The organism is Enterobacter sp. CCUG 70166 (assembly GCF_020224095.1).
Taxonomy (GTDB): Bacteria; Pseudomonadota; Gammaproteobacteria; order Enterobacterales; family Enterobacteriaceae; genus Enterobacter; species Enterobacter intestinihominis.
Genome location: NZ_NRIQ01000008.1, coordinates 102,351 through 115,368, shown reverse-complemented (window position 1 = coordinate 115,368; position 13,018 = coordinate 102,351). Strand labels below are relative to the sequence as shown.

Annotated in this window: 14 protein-coding genes, 1 pseudogene and 1 riboswitch; of the genes and pseudogenes, 7 read left to right on the top strand and 8 right to left on the bottom strand. The window is 54.6% G+C overall.

Going from position 1 to position 13,018, the window contains the following annotated elements; translation table 11 throughout:
* Positions 1–205: pseudogene (locus tag CKK19_RS04730) on the top strand (phage capsid protein); the annotation flags it as partial.
* 118 nt (positions 206–323) lie between these two features.
* Complete coding sequence (locus CKK19_RS04725; RefSeq protein ID WP_063854379.1) at positions 324–536, top strand: hypothetical protein; 213 nt, start codon at positions 324–326, stop codon at positions 534–536.
* A 25-nt stretch (positions 537–561) separates the two neighbouring features.
* Here the strand turns inward: CKK19_RS04725 and CKK19_RS04720 are convergent, their stop codons facing one another.
* Entirely contained in the window at positions 562–810 is a 249-nt protein-coding gene (locus tag CKK19_RS04720) for a hypothetical protein (RefSeq protein ID WP_074174457.1), read from the bottom strand.
* Positions 811–1,044: 234 nt separating this feature from the next.
* On the opposite strand from CKK19_RS04720, the gene CKK19_RS04715 reads away from it, so the two are divergent.
* The 4 genes from CKK19_RS04715 to CKK19_RS04700 all read left to right on the top strand — a co-directional run bounded on the left by CKK19_RS04715 (position 1,045) and on the right by CKK19_RS04700 (position 3,910).
* Positions 1,045–1,221 (top strand): DUF3606 domain-containing protein, encoded by a 177-nt coding sequence (locus tag CKK19_RS04715; protein ID WP_071579603.1) that lies wholly within the window; start codon positions 1,045–1,047, stop codon positions 1,219–1,221.
* Positions 1,222–1,422: 201 nt separating this feature from the next.
* A riboswitch (TPP riboswitch) is annotated at positions 1,423–1,519 on the top strand.
* A gap of 35 nt (positions 1,520–1,554) precedes the next feature.
* Positions 1,555–2,325, top strand: coding sequence for a hydroxyethylthiazole kinase (gene thiM / locus CKK19_RS04710; protein ID WP_023306588.1), 771 nt, complete (start codon positions 1,555–1,557; stop codon positions 2,323–2,325).
* Entirely contained in the window at positions 2,322–3,122 is an 801-nt protein-coding gene (thiD, locus tag CKK19_RS04705) for a bifunctional hydroxymethylpyrimidine kinase/phosphomethylpyrimidine kinase (protein WP_058646971.1), read from the top strand. The genes thiM and thiD overlap by 4 nt, the downstream gene beginning before the upstream one ends.
* 41 nt (positions 3,123–3,163) lie before the next feature.
* On the top strand, positions 3,164–3,910 hold the full coding sequence (locus tag CKK19_RS04700; protein ID WP_022648658.1) for a GntR family transcriptional regulator: 747 nt from the start codon (positions 3,164–3,166) through the stop codon (positions 3,908–3,910).
* Here CKK19_RS04700 and CKK19_RS04695 read toward each other — a convergent pair.
* The 3 genes from CKK19_RS04695 to CKK19_RS04685 are packed head-to-tail and all read right to left on the bottom strand — an operon-like array spanning position 3,884 to position 7,112.
* Entirely contained in the window at positions 3,884–4,837 is a 954-nt protein-coding gene (locus CKK19_RS04695; protein ID WP_063854378.1) for a PfkB family carbohydrate kinase, read from the bottom strand. The two genes, CKK19_RS04700 and CKK19_RS04695, sit on opposite strands and share 27 nt — an antisense overlap.
* Positions 4,834–5,838 (bottom strand): ADP-ribosylglycohydrolase family protein, encoded by a 1,005-nt coding sequence (locus CKK19_RS04690; protein ID WP_023300562.1) that lies wholly within the window; start codon positions 5,836–5,838, stop codon positions 4,834–4,836. The genes CKK19_RS04695 and CKK19_RS04690 overlap by 4 nt, the downstream gene beginning before the upstream one ends.
* Positions 5,835–7,112 carry a nucleoside permease gene (locus CKK19_RS04685; protein WP_022648655.1) on the bottom strand — a complete coding sequence of 426 codons (1,278 nt, stop codon included), beginning with the start codon at positions 7,110–7,112 and terminating at the stop codon, positions 5,835–5,837. Before CKK19_RS04685 ends, CKK19_RS04690 begins: the two co-directional genes overlap by 4 nt.
* A 259-nt stretch (positions 7,113–7,371) precedes the next feature.
* Here CKK19_RS04685 and fbaB point away from each other — a divergent pair, with 259 nt between their 5' ends.
* The gene (gene fbaB, locus CKK19_RS04680; protein WP_022648654.1) at positions 7,372–8,424 is read left to right on the top strand and encodes a class I fructose-bisphosphate aldolase; all 1,053 of its coding nucleotides are present in this window, start codon (positions 7,372–7,374) and stop codon (positions 8,422–8,424) included.
* Positions 8,425–8,512: 88 nt separating this feature from the next.
* On the opposite strand, the gene yegS is transcribed toward fbaB, so the two are convergent.
* The 4 genes from yegS to yegQ form a co-directional block, all read right to left on the bottom strand.
* Positions 8,513–9,412, bottom strand: coding sequence for a lipid kinase YegS (gene yegS / locus CKK19_RS04675; RefSeq protein ID WP_225455038.1), 900 nt, complete (start codon positions 9,410–9,412; stop codon positions 8,513–8,515).
* Between the two features lie 170 nt (positions 9,413–9,582).
* Positions 9,583–10,188, bottom strand: a complete 606-nt coding sequence (locus CKK19_RS04670) for a hypothetical protein (RefSeq protein WP_023306583.1) — start codon at positions 10,186–10,188, stop codon at positions 9,583–9,585.
* Between the two features lie 7 nt (positions 10,189–10,195).
* Complete coding sequence (locus CKK19_RS04665; protein WP_063854376.1) at positions 10,196–11,161, bottom strand: hypothetical protein; 966 nt, start codon at positions 11,159–11,161, stop codon at positions 10,196–10,198.
* A 409-nt stretch (positions 11,162–11,570) separates the two neighbouring features.
* Positions 11,571–12,932, bottom strand: a complete 1,362-nt coding sequence (yegQ, locus tag CKK19_RS04660; RefSeq protein ID WP_017383261.1) for a tRNA 5-hydroxyuridine modification protein YegQ — start codon at positions 12,930–12,932, stop codon at positions 11,571–11,573.
* Positions 12,933–13,018 lie beyond the last annotated feature (86 nt).

The window sequence follows — 13,018 nt, the reverse complement described above, 5'->3', positions numbered from 1 at the left end:
ATTCAGTAAACCACTTCAGCCTTTCGGTTATGTAGCAACGGCTACCAGCCGCAATCTTGATCTTGCATTTGCTGATCCGGTTGATTTCCGTATCTGGAGCATACAGGACAAGTTTAAGAACGTGGAGCTATTCGCGGAAAGCTCAATCTTGCCTGTGGTGTACCGTCCAGACTTTGTGACCAAACTGGCGAACGACGCAGCTTAACGATCAGTGAGCAGTTATTGGGGACGCATTGTCCCCGCTGCTGGCGAGGCAAAGAAGAGGAGATACACAGATACCCGTTATCGGGTTTGCCTGTGGCAAATCTCGAAAGGAGATACATATGAAATTAGCTTTGATCGGTACTGGCAACATGCCGCTGATGCAGTGGATTCTGGACGGTAAAGGCGATGATTCGATCATCAACATGTCTGCATTAGCACGCAGGCTTGAGTGTAGTCGTTCCAGCTTACTTGACCGCATCCATACGCATGGATTCGACAGCGCTATTAGGTACTACTTGAGCGAACAGCGACAATGGAAACTGAAAACATGAGAGCCGGGTTAATCCCGGCTTTTTTTTAGCGCTTTTTATTCGATTGAGAAACAACCGAACCAGCTAAGGTTTTAGTAACCTCGCTTGAACGTGGGTTTTTCAAAGCTGCTGATGCTTTGGCTTCCATGTTCGTGCCAGTCTGATTTTTTGTTCCTGCTTGTGATAGCACCGAACCCGCTAAACTTTTCTGAATCGCAGAGGCGTTTGGGTTGTTTAGAGTCTCTGCCGCCAGATGAGCTACATCTTTCGAGGATTGCTTATCATTGTTTGCCATTTCAACACCTATTCACGGGATGGATTTTTGGATATATTGTATTTGTTATATCAATAAACACAATATGTAGTAGTTATGATAGAAGCGAAGCGGCAAGCTTAGCAAGCTCGGAAAAAAGTTTTTACTGGTTTTATGACCAGTGTCAATTGTTTGATAACTGACCGTTTACGAAGTGGTAGAGAAGTCATATAGGTAGTGTGCAGGCATAAGCTTGTAATACTCAGGACAAACCAAATGGCAGATAACTTACAGCGTCGGCAGCCAGAAGATAAACGTTTCATCAGCTTGAGTGAATCTTGGGAAGTAGCATATTGGACCCAAGCGTTGGGTGTTACTGAATCTCAGCTTAGGGCTGCTGTTAGAGCTGTTGGTAATGGCACCGCTAAGGTAAGAGCACATCTAGGTAAATAAATTTGTGAAGGCACCTTTAATTGTGCTGTTGAGGCTGGGGAAACCCGGCCTTTTTTGTGTTCGGTGTTTGGTACTGTGAGCCACAACTTGAGACCCAAGCTGGGACACAGAGCATTTTTTAGGGTTGAGTCTTTGGCTTTCCGCTGGCATTATCCAGAACAGGGATTAACGGGACGTTAATCGCAAGTCTTTGATTTTTATTTATTTGACTCGGGGTGCCCTTCTTTGTGAAGGCTGAGAAATACCCGTATTACCTGATCTGGATAATGCCAGCGTAGGGAAGTCAGATGCCTACCCGGTCATCGCTTCTTTCCGCACGGCAGGAGCGAAACCATGCAGCCTGACCTGCTCGACTCACACGTTTTACATCAATTCCGAACCCGTTCCCCGCTCACGCACTGTATGACCAACGATGTCGTGCAGACCTTCACCGCCAACGTTCTGCTCGCGCTCGGTGCTTCCCCGGCAATGGTGATCGAAGCCGAGGAAGCGGAACAGTTTGCCGCGCTTGCCGATGCCCTGCTCGTCAACGTTGGCACGCTCACCGCGCCGCGCGCCCAGTCGATGCGTCGGGCTATTGAGAGCGCGGTAGCCGCGGGCACACCCTGGGTTCTGGACCCCGTCGCGGTTGGCGCGCTGGCGTTCCGCACCCGTTTTTGCCAGCAAATATTATCCCTTAAACCTGCGGCCATTCGTGGCAACGCCTCCGAAATCCTCGCCCTTGCCGGAATGAGTGCGGGCGGACGTGGGGTCGATTCCACCGATACGGCAGCGAGCGCGTTGACCGCTGCGCAGGCGCTTGCCCGCCAGACCCACGCCGTTGTAGTCGTCACAGGGGAAGTGGATCACATCACCGACGGCCAGCGAACCCGTACGGTCGCGGGGGGCGACCCGCTGATGACCCGCGTGGTAGGAACTGGCTGTGCGCTCTCGGCGGTCGTCGCCGCCTGCTGCTCGCTGCCTGGCGACAGGCTTGATAACGCGGCGGCAGCCTGCGGCTTTATGAAGCGCGCAGGGTCAGTTGCCCTGACTCAAAGCCGGGGGCCCGGCAGCTTTGTCTCCGCGTTTCTGGACGCGCTTTACGCGCTGGAGGAACAGGTATGACGCGCATTAATGCCCTGACTATTGCGGGAACCGATCCAAGCGGCGGAGCGGGGATCCAGGCAGACCTGAAAACCTTCTCTGCGCTCGGCGCATACGGGTGCTCGGTTATCACCGCGCTGGTTGCGCAAAACACGCGCGGCGTACAGTCGGTGTATCGCATTGACCCGGATTTTGTCGCCGCGCAGCTGGATTCGGTATTCAGCGACGTACGTATCGACACCACCAAGATCGGCATGCTGGCAGAGGCGGACATTGTTGAAGCGGTCGCTGAACGTCTCAAACACTACCAGATAAAAAACGTGGTGCTTGATACCGTGATGCTGGCCAAAAGCGGCGATTCGCTGCTCTCCGCCTCGGCTGTCGATACCCTGCGTAAAAAGCTGCTGCCGCAGGTTGCGCTGATCACGCCAAACCTGCCTGAAGCCGCCGCGCTGCTGGATGCGCCACACGCGCAAAACGAACGTGAGATGAAAGAGCAGGGGAATGCGCTGCTGGCGATGGGGTGTCGCGCGGTGCTGATGAAAGGCGGCCATCTTGATGATGCAGAAAGCCCGGACTGGCTTTTCACCCACGATGGCACGCAACGTTTCACCGCGCCACGCGTCCAGACCAAAAACACCCACGGCACGGGCTGTACGCTCTCGGCGGCGCTGGCGGCGCTGCGTCCTCGTCACGCCACATGGGCGGATACGGTGCAGGAGGCGAAGGTCTGGCTCTCGGGCGCGCTGGCAAAAGCCGATTCTCTGGAAGTGGGTCACGGTATTGGTCCGGTTCACCATTTTCATGCATGGTGGTAAGCCGTATACTGGCATGAAACTCATGCCAGAGAAAAACAGAGATGGAACAAGCGCATACCCGGTTAATTGCTCAACTCAAGGAACGAATTGCCGCACCGGACAACACGCCGCTGTATCTGAAATTTGCCGAAACGGTTAAGAACGCGGTGCGCAGCGGTGTGCTCGCGCACGGTAATATTTTGCCCGGCGAGCGCGATCTGAGCCAGCTGGCCGGAGTGTCGCGTATTACGGTGCGTAAAGCCATGCAGGCGCTGGAAGAGGCTGGCGTCGTTACCCGCGCGCGTGGATACGGGACGCAAATCAACAATATCTTTGAATATTCGCTGAAAGAGGCGCGCGGCTTTTCTCAGCAGGTGGTGCTGCGTGGCAAAACGCCCAACACCCTGTGGGTCAATAAACGCATCGTGAAGTGCCCGGAAGAGATCGCCCGCCATCTTTCCCTTGCGCCGGAAAGCGATGTGTTTTTGCTTAAGCGCATCCGTTACGTGGATGACGATGCGGTATCGATAGAGGAGTCCTGGGTACCGGTAGGATTAATTCCCAACCCGGACGACATTGGCGTCTCGCTTTATGATTACTTCCGCAGCCAGAATATCTTTCCGCAGCGCACCCGTTCCCGCGTCAGCGCCCGGATGCCGGACAGCGAGTTTCAGGCGCATATCAAGATGGACGATAAGATACCGGTGCTGGTGATCAAGCAAGTCGCGCTCGATCAACAGCAGCGGCCAATTGAGTACAGCATCAGCTACTGCCGCAGCGACCTATACGTCTTTGTGTGCGAGGAGTAGGGCCTCGCGCGTGGGGGCGCAGTCTCCACCGCGATGGCTGACTACCCAGGCGGCCACGGCATTGCCAAGCTGCACCGACTCTGGCAGTGACCATCCCGCAGCCAGCCCGGCAAGGGTACCTCCCGCATGGCTGTCACCGGCACCGATGGTATCGACGACGGTAGCAGGAAACGCCGGAACGTGTCCGGAAGCGTCAGCGTCGTACCAGACCGCCCCGTCTTTATCATGGCGTACGATTAGCGCAGCGCCAAACCGTTGCTGCCACTGAGTGCCGAGCTGTTCCACTTTCACGCCAAGCCATTCGGCGGCAAGTTCCGCCTCCTGCCGATTGAGCGAGACAACCGGTTTACGGGCCATAATCCGCGCCATCAGCGGGTCGGGAATATCCGCGATGCGCGGACCGAAATCGATAAAGAGCGTCACATCCTGAAGACGTTCCACCCAGGCCGTCAGCAGCTCGCCGCTGGGCGACGCCAGCTGGTAGCCGGACAAATAGACCAGGCTTTTCTCCGGCACGCTCAACCCATCCAGCCAGCGTTGCTGCCACTGATTCTCCACACCGCTAAACGACATGAAGGTCCGTTCACCATCAGGCTCCACCAGCGCCAGGCACCAGCCGTTATCGCCCGTTTCCGCTTCCACGGCGCTGTGCAGATCCTGCTTCGCCATGGCATTACGGATAATATCGGCCCACACGCCGTGGCCAACGGGAAGCGCGTTTTGCGCTGCAATGCCGAGCCGCTTGAGGGCGATGGCGATATTCAGCGCGCAGCCGCCAATATTCACTCCCTGTTGCTTAAGCTCGATATCACACCCGCGCCAGGGCAGGGCGTAGGCGTCGGCAATCACGTCGATGACCGCCGCGCCGAGCACCGTTACGGGGCGCGTAGCGTGAAGGGTTTCGAGACGGCGGGCAAAAGCACTCATACGCCCTCCCTTTGCTCCCGGAAGTGCAGCAGTTTTTCGCAGTAGCGTCCGAAATCAAGCTGGTTTACGGCATCAAGTTCGCTTTTAAGCGCCGGATCAATGGCCTGTACACCGTGCAGCGCGCCACAGATGGCCGTTGCCATCGCGCCGATAGTGTCCGTATCACCGCCCAGGTTAGCGCATAACACCGCGCAGCGGTTCGGATCGGTGCCAGCAAGTTCGACCATCGCAATCGCCGCCGGAACGGACTCCAGGGTGCTCGTGCCCGCGCCAATAAGCTGATAGATCTGCTCGCTGGCGGACTCCGTACCGTTGGCTTCGCGCACGGTTTTCAGGGCCAGCTCAATACGAGCGGAAAGCGATGCGCTGAAAGTGGTCGTGTTCGCCTCCTGCGCCGCACGGGCAATACCCGGCAGGGCATCGGCGATGTTCTGCCAGCGCTCGCCGTCGATAGCGCGTGAAACCGCCCACGCGATCACCACCGCACCGGCGATGGCGAGATCCGATTTATGGGTCGGGCTGGAGGCTAACGCAACCTGTTCAACAAAATGTGCCAGACGCGTGGCCGGTAGCAGGCATCCCAGCGGGGAGGCGCGCATCGCCGCCCCGTTGGTGACGCCGTTATTTTCCAGCTCGCTCACCGGCTTGCCGTCACGGATGGCGTTCAGGGCAATTTTGGAGGTCGGGCCGAGCACATTCTTATTGAACGCGTCAAAATCCAGCGCCCAGTCCAGAATATGCTTACCGATAACGTCAGGATTAATTTCCCCGTCGCATTCGATAATCGCGTCGGCCAGGCACAGCGCCATCGACGTATCATCCGTAAATTCGGCCTGATTAAAGTAGCAGGCGGCATTATTCTCAGCCGGGCCGGGTAAGAAACGGTCGATCCAGCCGAAGTGCGCTTTCACCCGCTTGCGCGGCCACAGTTCAGACGGCATCCCCATCGCATCCCCTAACGCCTGCCCGTAAAGAGCACCGAGAATACGGTCTTGTTTCATTTAACTTCCCCTCGTGTCAGCGCGGTATCGCCATCAACCACCTCAATTGCGGTGATCTCTTTATCCGATTCGCGGAAAAACAGCATAAACAGCACGGCAATCACTACAATCATGATTGCACCAAACGTCCACATTCCGGCCCAGTTGAAGGTCAGCCCATTCACCGGCTCTTTATAGGCGAACATTTTTTCCATCATCACGCCGCCGAGACGGTAACCCAGCAGGCTACCAAAGCCCTGACAGCACAGCGTGATCAAGCCCTGCGCCGCGTTGCGCATATGCACGGGCGCTTTTTTATCCACGTAGATGTACGCGGTGACGTAATAGAAGTCATAGCTTACGCCGTGCAGCAGAATGCCGAGGAACAGCAGGGCGTAGGTGAAGTATTGTTCGGCGCCGCCGTAAACAAAGAAGCCGTAGCGAATGGCGGCGGTGATCAGCCCCAGCAGCAAGACCTTCTTAATACCAAAACGTTTGGTAAAGAACGGCAGGGCGAGCATGAAGAAGATTTCAGAGAACTGGCCGAGGGTCATCCAGCCGGTGGCGTTTTTCATCCCCACTTCGGTGAGATAGCCGTTGGCAAAGATGTAGTAGAAAGCCAGCGGCATGGCGAACAGGAATGAGCAGAAGAAGAACACCAGGAAGTTTTTATCGCGCAGCAGGATCAGCGCATCCAGCCCCAGCATCACTTTGATATCCAGCTTGCCGGTGCTCTTCGGCGGGGTATTCGGCAGGAAAAGTGCGAAGACGCCGAGCAGAAGGGAGCTGGCAGCGGTCATCAGCAGCGGGATATTGGTGTCAGAGATGTCGCTATAGCCCATCATCTGCGGCAGGAAGCCGCACGCCAGGCCGGATGCAATCCAGCCGATGGTGCCCATCACGCGGATGCGCGGGAAATCAGCCTCCACGTCATCGACGTTCGCAAAAGCGATGCTGTTCGTCAGCGCGATGGTCGGCATATAGGTCAGGGAGTAGGCCAGTAACAGCGGGAAGAAGGTGCTGAACTGGGTTTGCTGTGCTGCGAAATACATCAGAATCGCGCCAGCGAACATCAGCACGGCCAGCACTTTCTGGGCGGCGAAGAAACGGTCGGTCAGCGAGCCGACCAGGATAGGAGAGAGGATCGCGGCAATAGCGGTACAGGCATAGGACCAGCCAATTTCCCCGGCGGTAAACCCGCTCTTGCTCAGCCACAGCCACAGCGGCACAAACCACGCGCCCCAGATAAACCATTCAACAAACATCATGAATGACAGTTGGACTTTCGTTTTCATTTTTTAATCCTGCATGTCAGAGGTACGCATGTAACATACCATGTGATAATACCTTTTAAATACCTTTTAAATACCTTTAAGGCGATTGTTTGATCAGTGTAACAAAAATGTTGTACATGAAACGAGCCAGCAGATTGTGCTTAAAAAAGTTGCAAATGGTGGAAAATAGGTTAAGTCGGTACCAGGCTTAGTCTGCCTGCAAAAACGTGGGCTTGGATCACACGCTCCGACATCATGTCGGACATACGGGAGCATCACTATGACTGATATTGCGCAGCTGCTTGGCAAAGACGCCGACAGCCTTTTACAGCATCGTTGTATGACCATTCCAGCCGACCAGCTTTATCTGCCTGGCCATGATTACGTAGACCGCGTCATGGTCGACAACAACCGTCCTCCTGCCGTACTGCGAAACATGCAGACGCTTTATAATACCGGCCGCCTGGGCGGAACCGGGTACCTCTCTATTCTGCCCGTTGACCAGGGCGTTGAACACTCTGCGGGGGCATCGTTTGCCGCGAACCCGCTCTATTTTGATCCGAAAAATATCGTCGAGCTGGCAATTGAGGCAGGCTGTAACTGCGTGGCCTCCACCTACGGCGTGCTGGCCTCCGTGTCGCGTCGCTATGCCCACCGCATTCCGTTCCTCGTTAAGCTGAACCACAACGAAACCCTGAGCTACCCAACCGAATACGACCAGACGCTCTACGCCAGCGTCGAGCAGGCGTTCAATATGGGTGCGGTGGCGGTCGGGGCAACCATCTATTTCGGTTCTGAACAGTCGCGTCGTCAGATAGAAGAGATCTCCGCGGCGTTCGAGCGCGCCCACGAGCTGGGCATGGTAACCGTGCTGTGGGCCTATCTGCGTAACGGCTCGTTCAAAAAAGACGGAGTGGATTACCACGTGTCTGCGGATCTGACCGGTCAGGCAAACCACCTTGCGGCGACCATCGGCGCGGACATCGTGAAGCAGAAAATGGCCGAGAATAACGGCGGCTATAAAGCGGTGAACTTTGGCTATACCGACGACCGCGTCTACAGCAAGCTGACCAGCGACAACCCGATCGATCTGGTGCGCTACCAGCTGGCGAACTGCTATATGGGCCGCGCCGGGCTGATTAACTCCGGCGGTGCGGCAGGCGGTGAAACCGACCTGACCGATGCGGTGCGCACGGCGGTGATTAACAAACGCGCGGGCGGCATGGGGCTGATCCTCGGCCGTAAGGCGTTCAAAAAATCTATGGCCGACGGCGTGAAGCTGATCAACGCGGTTCAGGACGTCTATCTGGACAGTAAGGTCACGATCGCTTAAGTCTTTTCCCCTCACCCTAACCCTCTCCCCAACGGGGAGAGGGGACTGTTCAGTGCATACGGGAAGAGGGCCGCCACCCGGCAACACATCAGCGCAAAAGCTGACAGTCCGGCGGCAACCGGCACTGCAACGCGCCGGGCAAAACTTCGATGCGGAATCGCTCGCCGCTGAGCGGCTCTCCGTCGAGGTTAAAGGTCATGCCGTGTGGGGCGATCACTTCAAACCACGCGGATTTCCCGTCGATGATATTGGGGCTCTCATCTGGCTGCGTCAGCGTCGTAAACAGCGCCGGCAGCAGCCCGTCGCCGGTAAAAATACGCAGCTGTAATTGACCGTCATTAATCAGCGCTTCCGGGCAAAGCTGCTGACCGCCCCCCGCCTGCCGCCCGTTGCCGATACCAATCACCAGCGCGTCGCCCTGCCAGTGGAAGTTTTCACCTTGGATCTCACAGCTGTCGGGCTTGAGGGTGTCCATGCGCATCAGGCCGTGGATCAAATATGATACGCCGCCCAGCGCCGCCTTGAGTTTTTCGGGCGTTTCGCTGGTGATGCGCGTGCCGAACCCGCCGGTCGCCATATTGATAAAGCAGGTTCTTTCATTCACCTGCGCAATATCGACGGCGGTCGCTTTCCCGAGGATAGCCAGTTGCAGTGCTTTGCCTACATCCTCAGGTATACCGGCGCTGGTGGCAAAATCGTTGGCGGTACCGAGCGGTAAAATCCCCATCGCCGGGCGAGCTGCGTCGTTGAGGTCAATGAGCGCACCGGCGATCTCGTTGATCGTTCCGTCGCCGCCGCCGGAAATGATGGTCTGAACACCTAACCTGATGCCCTCGTCGATGTAGCGCGCCGCATCGCCTTTTTCAAACGTTACCCGCACGTGTATGCATGCTCCGTCTTCACGCAATTCGGTAATCGCCTGGCGCAGCAGATCGTTGCCTGCACTCTTGCCGTTAAGAATTAATAAACTGTCTGGATAGGTTGCCATCCGGGTTGCTCCCTTTTTTAGCTATAGAAAGAGTGTATCCCAGAGAGGGAAAAAGCGGGTAAGAACAGGATGAAAGGCAAAAAATAAGCCCGCGTAAGGGCTTTGAAATCGACTAAAGAACCCCGTAGCGCTTACAATGCATACTACTGCCGCTCAATTGACTATTGTGGTCAACGTTTGAGGTGTGACATTGGCCTTGCCTCGATTTTGAGCTGCTTACGCCAGACCCGATTATGTAGCGTTAGCGCAATGGAGCGGTAAAAAATCGATGAATTCATCCACATAATGTTCAGAAAGAAACATCCCAGCCCCAGCAAAGAGGTTATTTGCGGTGTGTAGTTCTCAACAGGGCCGAATAAAAGCGAAATCCCCGTCCAGATGAAATAAATGATGCTCATTATGCCTGTCAGCGTAATGACGAAAATATGCAGTTTATATCCAGGTAAAGAACCTCGTGTAGTCAGAAACATCGTGCTCATCACTACCAGACAATACACAATCGCTGCAATGAATACTCCCATCATAACCTTAAATTCGGGTAAGCCGAGCCAGCGAAACAGCAACAACCAGAGGGACACTTGCAGCATGGCGTAGCAAAAAATAGCCAGTAACGTGCTCACTGCCAAAGGAATTCCTGTCATATGGACGCCCACAGGAACGCCGAACCGATCTTTTAACTGTTCTTTTAATGTTTCAAGCTGGTTGGGATCATCGGTCGCCATTTTACTTTTAACCAAAGCACTTAATGCAAGGCTATCTTTAATGTATTTCATCATGGACGGGTCAATAACTTCCTGTAAATGAAAAAGACTGAATTAAACCAAAAATGTATTTACCCGTTTGTGCAACATTCTGTGGATTTCTGATATTTCCTGAGATGGCACTTCCAACGAAGGCGGAAGAATTTGAAATGGTATTCAGCAACTCACGCTGTAAGAGCAACTGCAACGCTTCTGACGGATAACGTTTGGGATACACGCCTGCCTTCATTGCTGCTTTTACACCTGAATTCGAGATGCCGGGATTGCGGATACGAATAATCTCCTCTGTTAATCGCGTACGGTCGGCCCGGCTCATTTTTTGTAATAAGGAGAGCAAACTCTCAGACGATGAACGGTTAAGAAGGCGATATGTTAATGCAGCGCTTTTTAAACCCGCAGCAGCCCCGGCAAGAGAAATCGCATCCAGGGCTGTGTTGGTTGCTGTATACCACTCCTGGGAGTCCATCCACGCAACGTAGTCATCGTGATTCATAGCAATCAACGATAGTCGGCCAAGCCCATTTGCACATTGAATTCCAGTTGCTACACCACCGGCTAAAATCACAGCGGCTATAGCACCGGAAGACCCTGCAGTGAGAGGTATAGCCATACCGGCCCCTGCCGCAAGTACAACAGTAAGAATTGCGGCTCCGCAGGAAATTGCCGTTGAACCAATTTCAGTCGCCAGGGAAGGGGACTGAATCGTAGCCGTTGTTGCGTGAACGGGGTTAACTTGTGAGGCATTTACTTTGGTTATGACTACATGACTAACCGAGCTTTCGTTTGGTGTCGCAATCCTTCTTGATGGCCGTACTAGCCACTGACGTGTACCGTCTGAGTAGATAATCCCGGCCTGGCTAAAATTTCTGCTGCAGTCCAGTTGACCTGCAAGTGCTGTGAAATTTATATCGCCGCCAGAGGCAAGACCAAGACTGCGTGCGAGTTCGTAATCTGGAAGATCCTTTGAAAATTGTCCTGTGAATGTCACTTCATCTCTCCGTCCGTGTGAAACGTTGATTGTTAATAAATCAAGAGTAAAGGTCCTGTTAACACTTAAAATTAGGAATGTTCCGAATAGTGTTCATCCCTCTCAAAGCCATTAAAAAATGTGATTAGGATCCTTTGTTCGTTCGATTTGCTTAGATGATACGCCTAATGCTGACACAAACCTTTCCCGGGTCAATGCAACGCCATATTTATCAGGGGGAAAAATTTCAGGAGTTAACAAAAAAATAAGCCCGCGTAAGGGAGATTACGCAGGCTAAGGAGGTGGTTCCTGGTACAGCTAGCATTTATGGGTTATGTTTTTCAGCGGGGGGATAATACCCGTATTGAACGAAGCGGTATGTGATCCGATTCTAAGAATTATCCCAGCGTGAAAAAATCCCGTTGATTGACTATTTGCCGTGCGGATTTCGGGTATTTTCACCTTCAAAATTGCGCATCAGCAGCGCAAACTCCAGCTCTACTTCTTCAGGAACCGGCAGCCAGACCACATGGCCGTCGCCAGGTGCGACCTCAATCGCCTCACCTTTTTTGTTTTCCAGATGCTCCAGGCGGAAGTTCATGTTGCCCTGCGGTGTCATCAGCTCCAGGCTGTCGCCTTTAGTGAATTTGTTTTTTACGGCGACGGCGGCCAGCGGGCCTTTACGCTCGCCGGTGAAGTCGCCTACAAACTGCTGGCGTTCGGAAATCGAATAGCCATGCTCGTAGTTCTGGTAGTCGTCGTGGGTATGTCGACGCAGGAAACCTTCGGTATAACCGCGATGCGCCAGGCCTTCCAGCGTTTCCAGCAGGCTGGTGTCGAACGGTTTACCGGCGGCGGCATCGTCGATGGCTTTGCGATACACCTGCGCGGTACGAGCGCAGTAGTAATAGGACTTGGTGCGGCCTTCGATTTTCAGGGAGTGCACGCCCATCTGGGTTAAACGCTCCACGTGCGCGATGGCGCGCAGATCCTTCGAGTTCATGATATAGGTGCCGTGCTCGTCTTCGAAGGCGGTCATGTACTCACCCGGACGTTTGGCTTCTTCGATCATAAACACGCTGTCGGTAGGCGCGCCGATACCCAGCGTTGGCTCAACGTTGGTGACCGGGATCGGCTCGTGTTTATGCACGATGTTACCGATGTCATCCTCTTTGCCTTCCTGAACGTTATATTCCCAGCGGCAGGCGTTGGTGCAGGTGCCCTGGTTCGGGTCACGCTTGTTGATATAGCCAGAGAGCAGGCAGCGGCCGGAGTAGGCCATGCACAGCGCGCCGTGAACGAAGATTTCGATCTCCATATCCGGCACCTGGGTGCGGATCTCTTCGATCTCTTCGAGAGACAGCTCGCGAGACAGAATGACGCGGGTCAGCCCCATCTGCTTCCAGAATTTCACCGTTGCCCAGTTGACGGCGTTAGCCTGCACCGAGAGGTGAATGTCCATCTCCGGGAAGTTCTCCCGAACCAGCATGATTAAACCCGGGTCCGACATGATCAGCGCGTCCGGCCCCATCTCCACGACCGGCTTCAGGTCACGAATGAATGTTTTCAGCTTGGCGTTGTGCGGCGCGATGTTCACCACCACGTAGAATTTTTTGCCCAGGGCATGCGCTTCGTTGATGCCGAGCTGAAGATTCTCGTGGTTGAATTCGTTGTTACGCACGCGCAGCGAATAGCGCGGCTGGCCCGCGTAGACGGCGTCGGCACCATAGGCGAAAGCGTAACGCATATTTTGCAGCGTTCCCGCCGGGGAAAGGAGTTCCGGTTTAAACATGTTTGTTCTCGTTCTGATGACAGGTCAGATCCGCGTGCACCAGGTGCAGCGGTAAGGGGAGATCCCCCACTTTAAGGGCGGGCATT

Coding starts and splice junctions, on each gene's coding strand:
- CKK19_RS04725 (WP_063854379.1), top strand. CDS start 324: ATGAAATTAGCTTTGATCGGTACTGGCAACATGCCGCTGATGCAGTGG.
- CKK19_RS04720 (WP_074174457.1), bottom strand. CDS start 810: ATGGCAAACAATGATAAGCAATCCTCGAAAGATGTAGCTCATCTGGCG.
- CKK19_RS04715 (WP_071579603.1), top strand. CDS start 1,045: ATGGCAGATAACTTACAGCGTCGGCAGCCAGAAGATAAACGTTTCATC.
- thiM (WP_023306588.1), top strand. CDS start 1,555: ATGCAGCCTGACCTGCTCGACTCACACGTTTTACATCAATTCCGAACC.
- thiD (WP_058646971.1), top strand. CDS start 2,322: ATGACGCGCATTAATGCCCTGACTATTGCGGGAACCGATCCAAGCGGC.
- CKK19_RS04700 (WP_022648658.1), top strand. CDS start 3,164: ATGGAACAAGCGCATACCCGGTTAATTGCTCAACTCAAGGAACGAATT.
- CKK19_RS04695 (WP_063854378.1), bottom strand. CDS start 4,837: ATGAGTGCTTTTGCCCGCCGTCTCGAAACCCTTCACGCTACGCGCCCC.
- CKK19_RS04690 (WP_023300562.1), bottom strand. CDS start 5,838: ATGAAACAAGACCGTATTCTCGGTGCTCTTTACGGGCAGGCGTTAGGG.
- CKK19_RS04685 (WP_022648655.1), bottom strand. CDS start 7,112: ATGAAAACGAAAGTCCAACTGTCATTCATGATGTTTGTTGAATGGTTT.
- fbaB (WP_022648654.1), top strand. CDS start 7,372: ATGACTGATATTGCGCAGCTGCTTGGCAAAGACGCCGACAGCCTTTTA.
- yegS (WP_225455038.1), bottom strand. CDS start 9,412: ATGGCAACCTATCCAGACAGTTTATTAATTCTTAACGGCAAGAGTGCA.
- CKK19_RS04670 (WP_023306583.1), bottom strand. CDS start 10,188: ATGATGAAATACATTAAAGATAGCCTTGCATTAAGTGCTTTGGTTAAA.
- yegQ (WP_017383261.1), bottom strand. CDS start 12,932: ATGTTTAAACCGGAACTCCTTTCCCCGGCGGGAACGCTGCAAAATATG.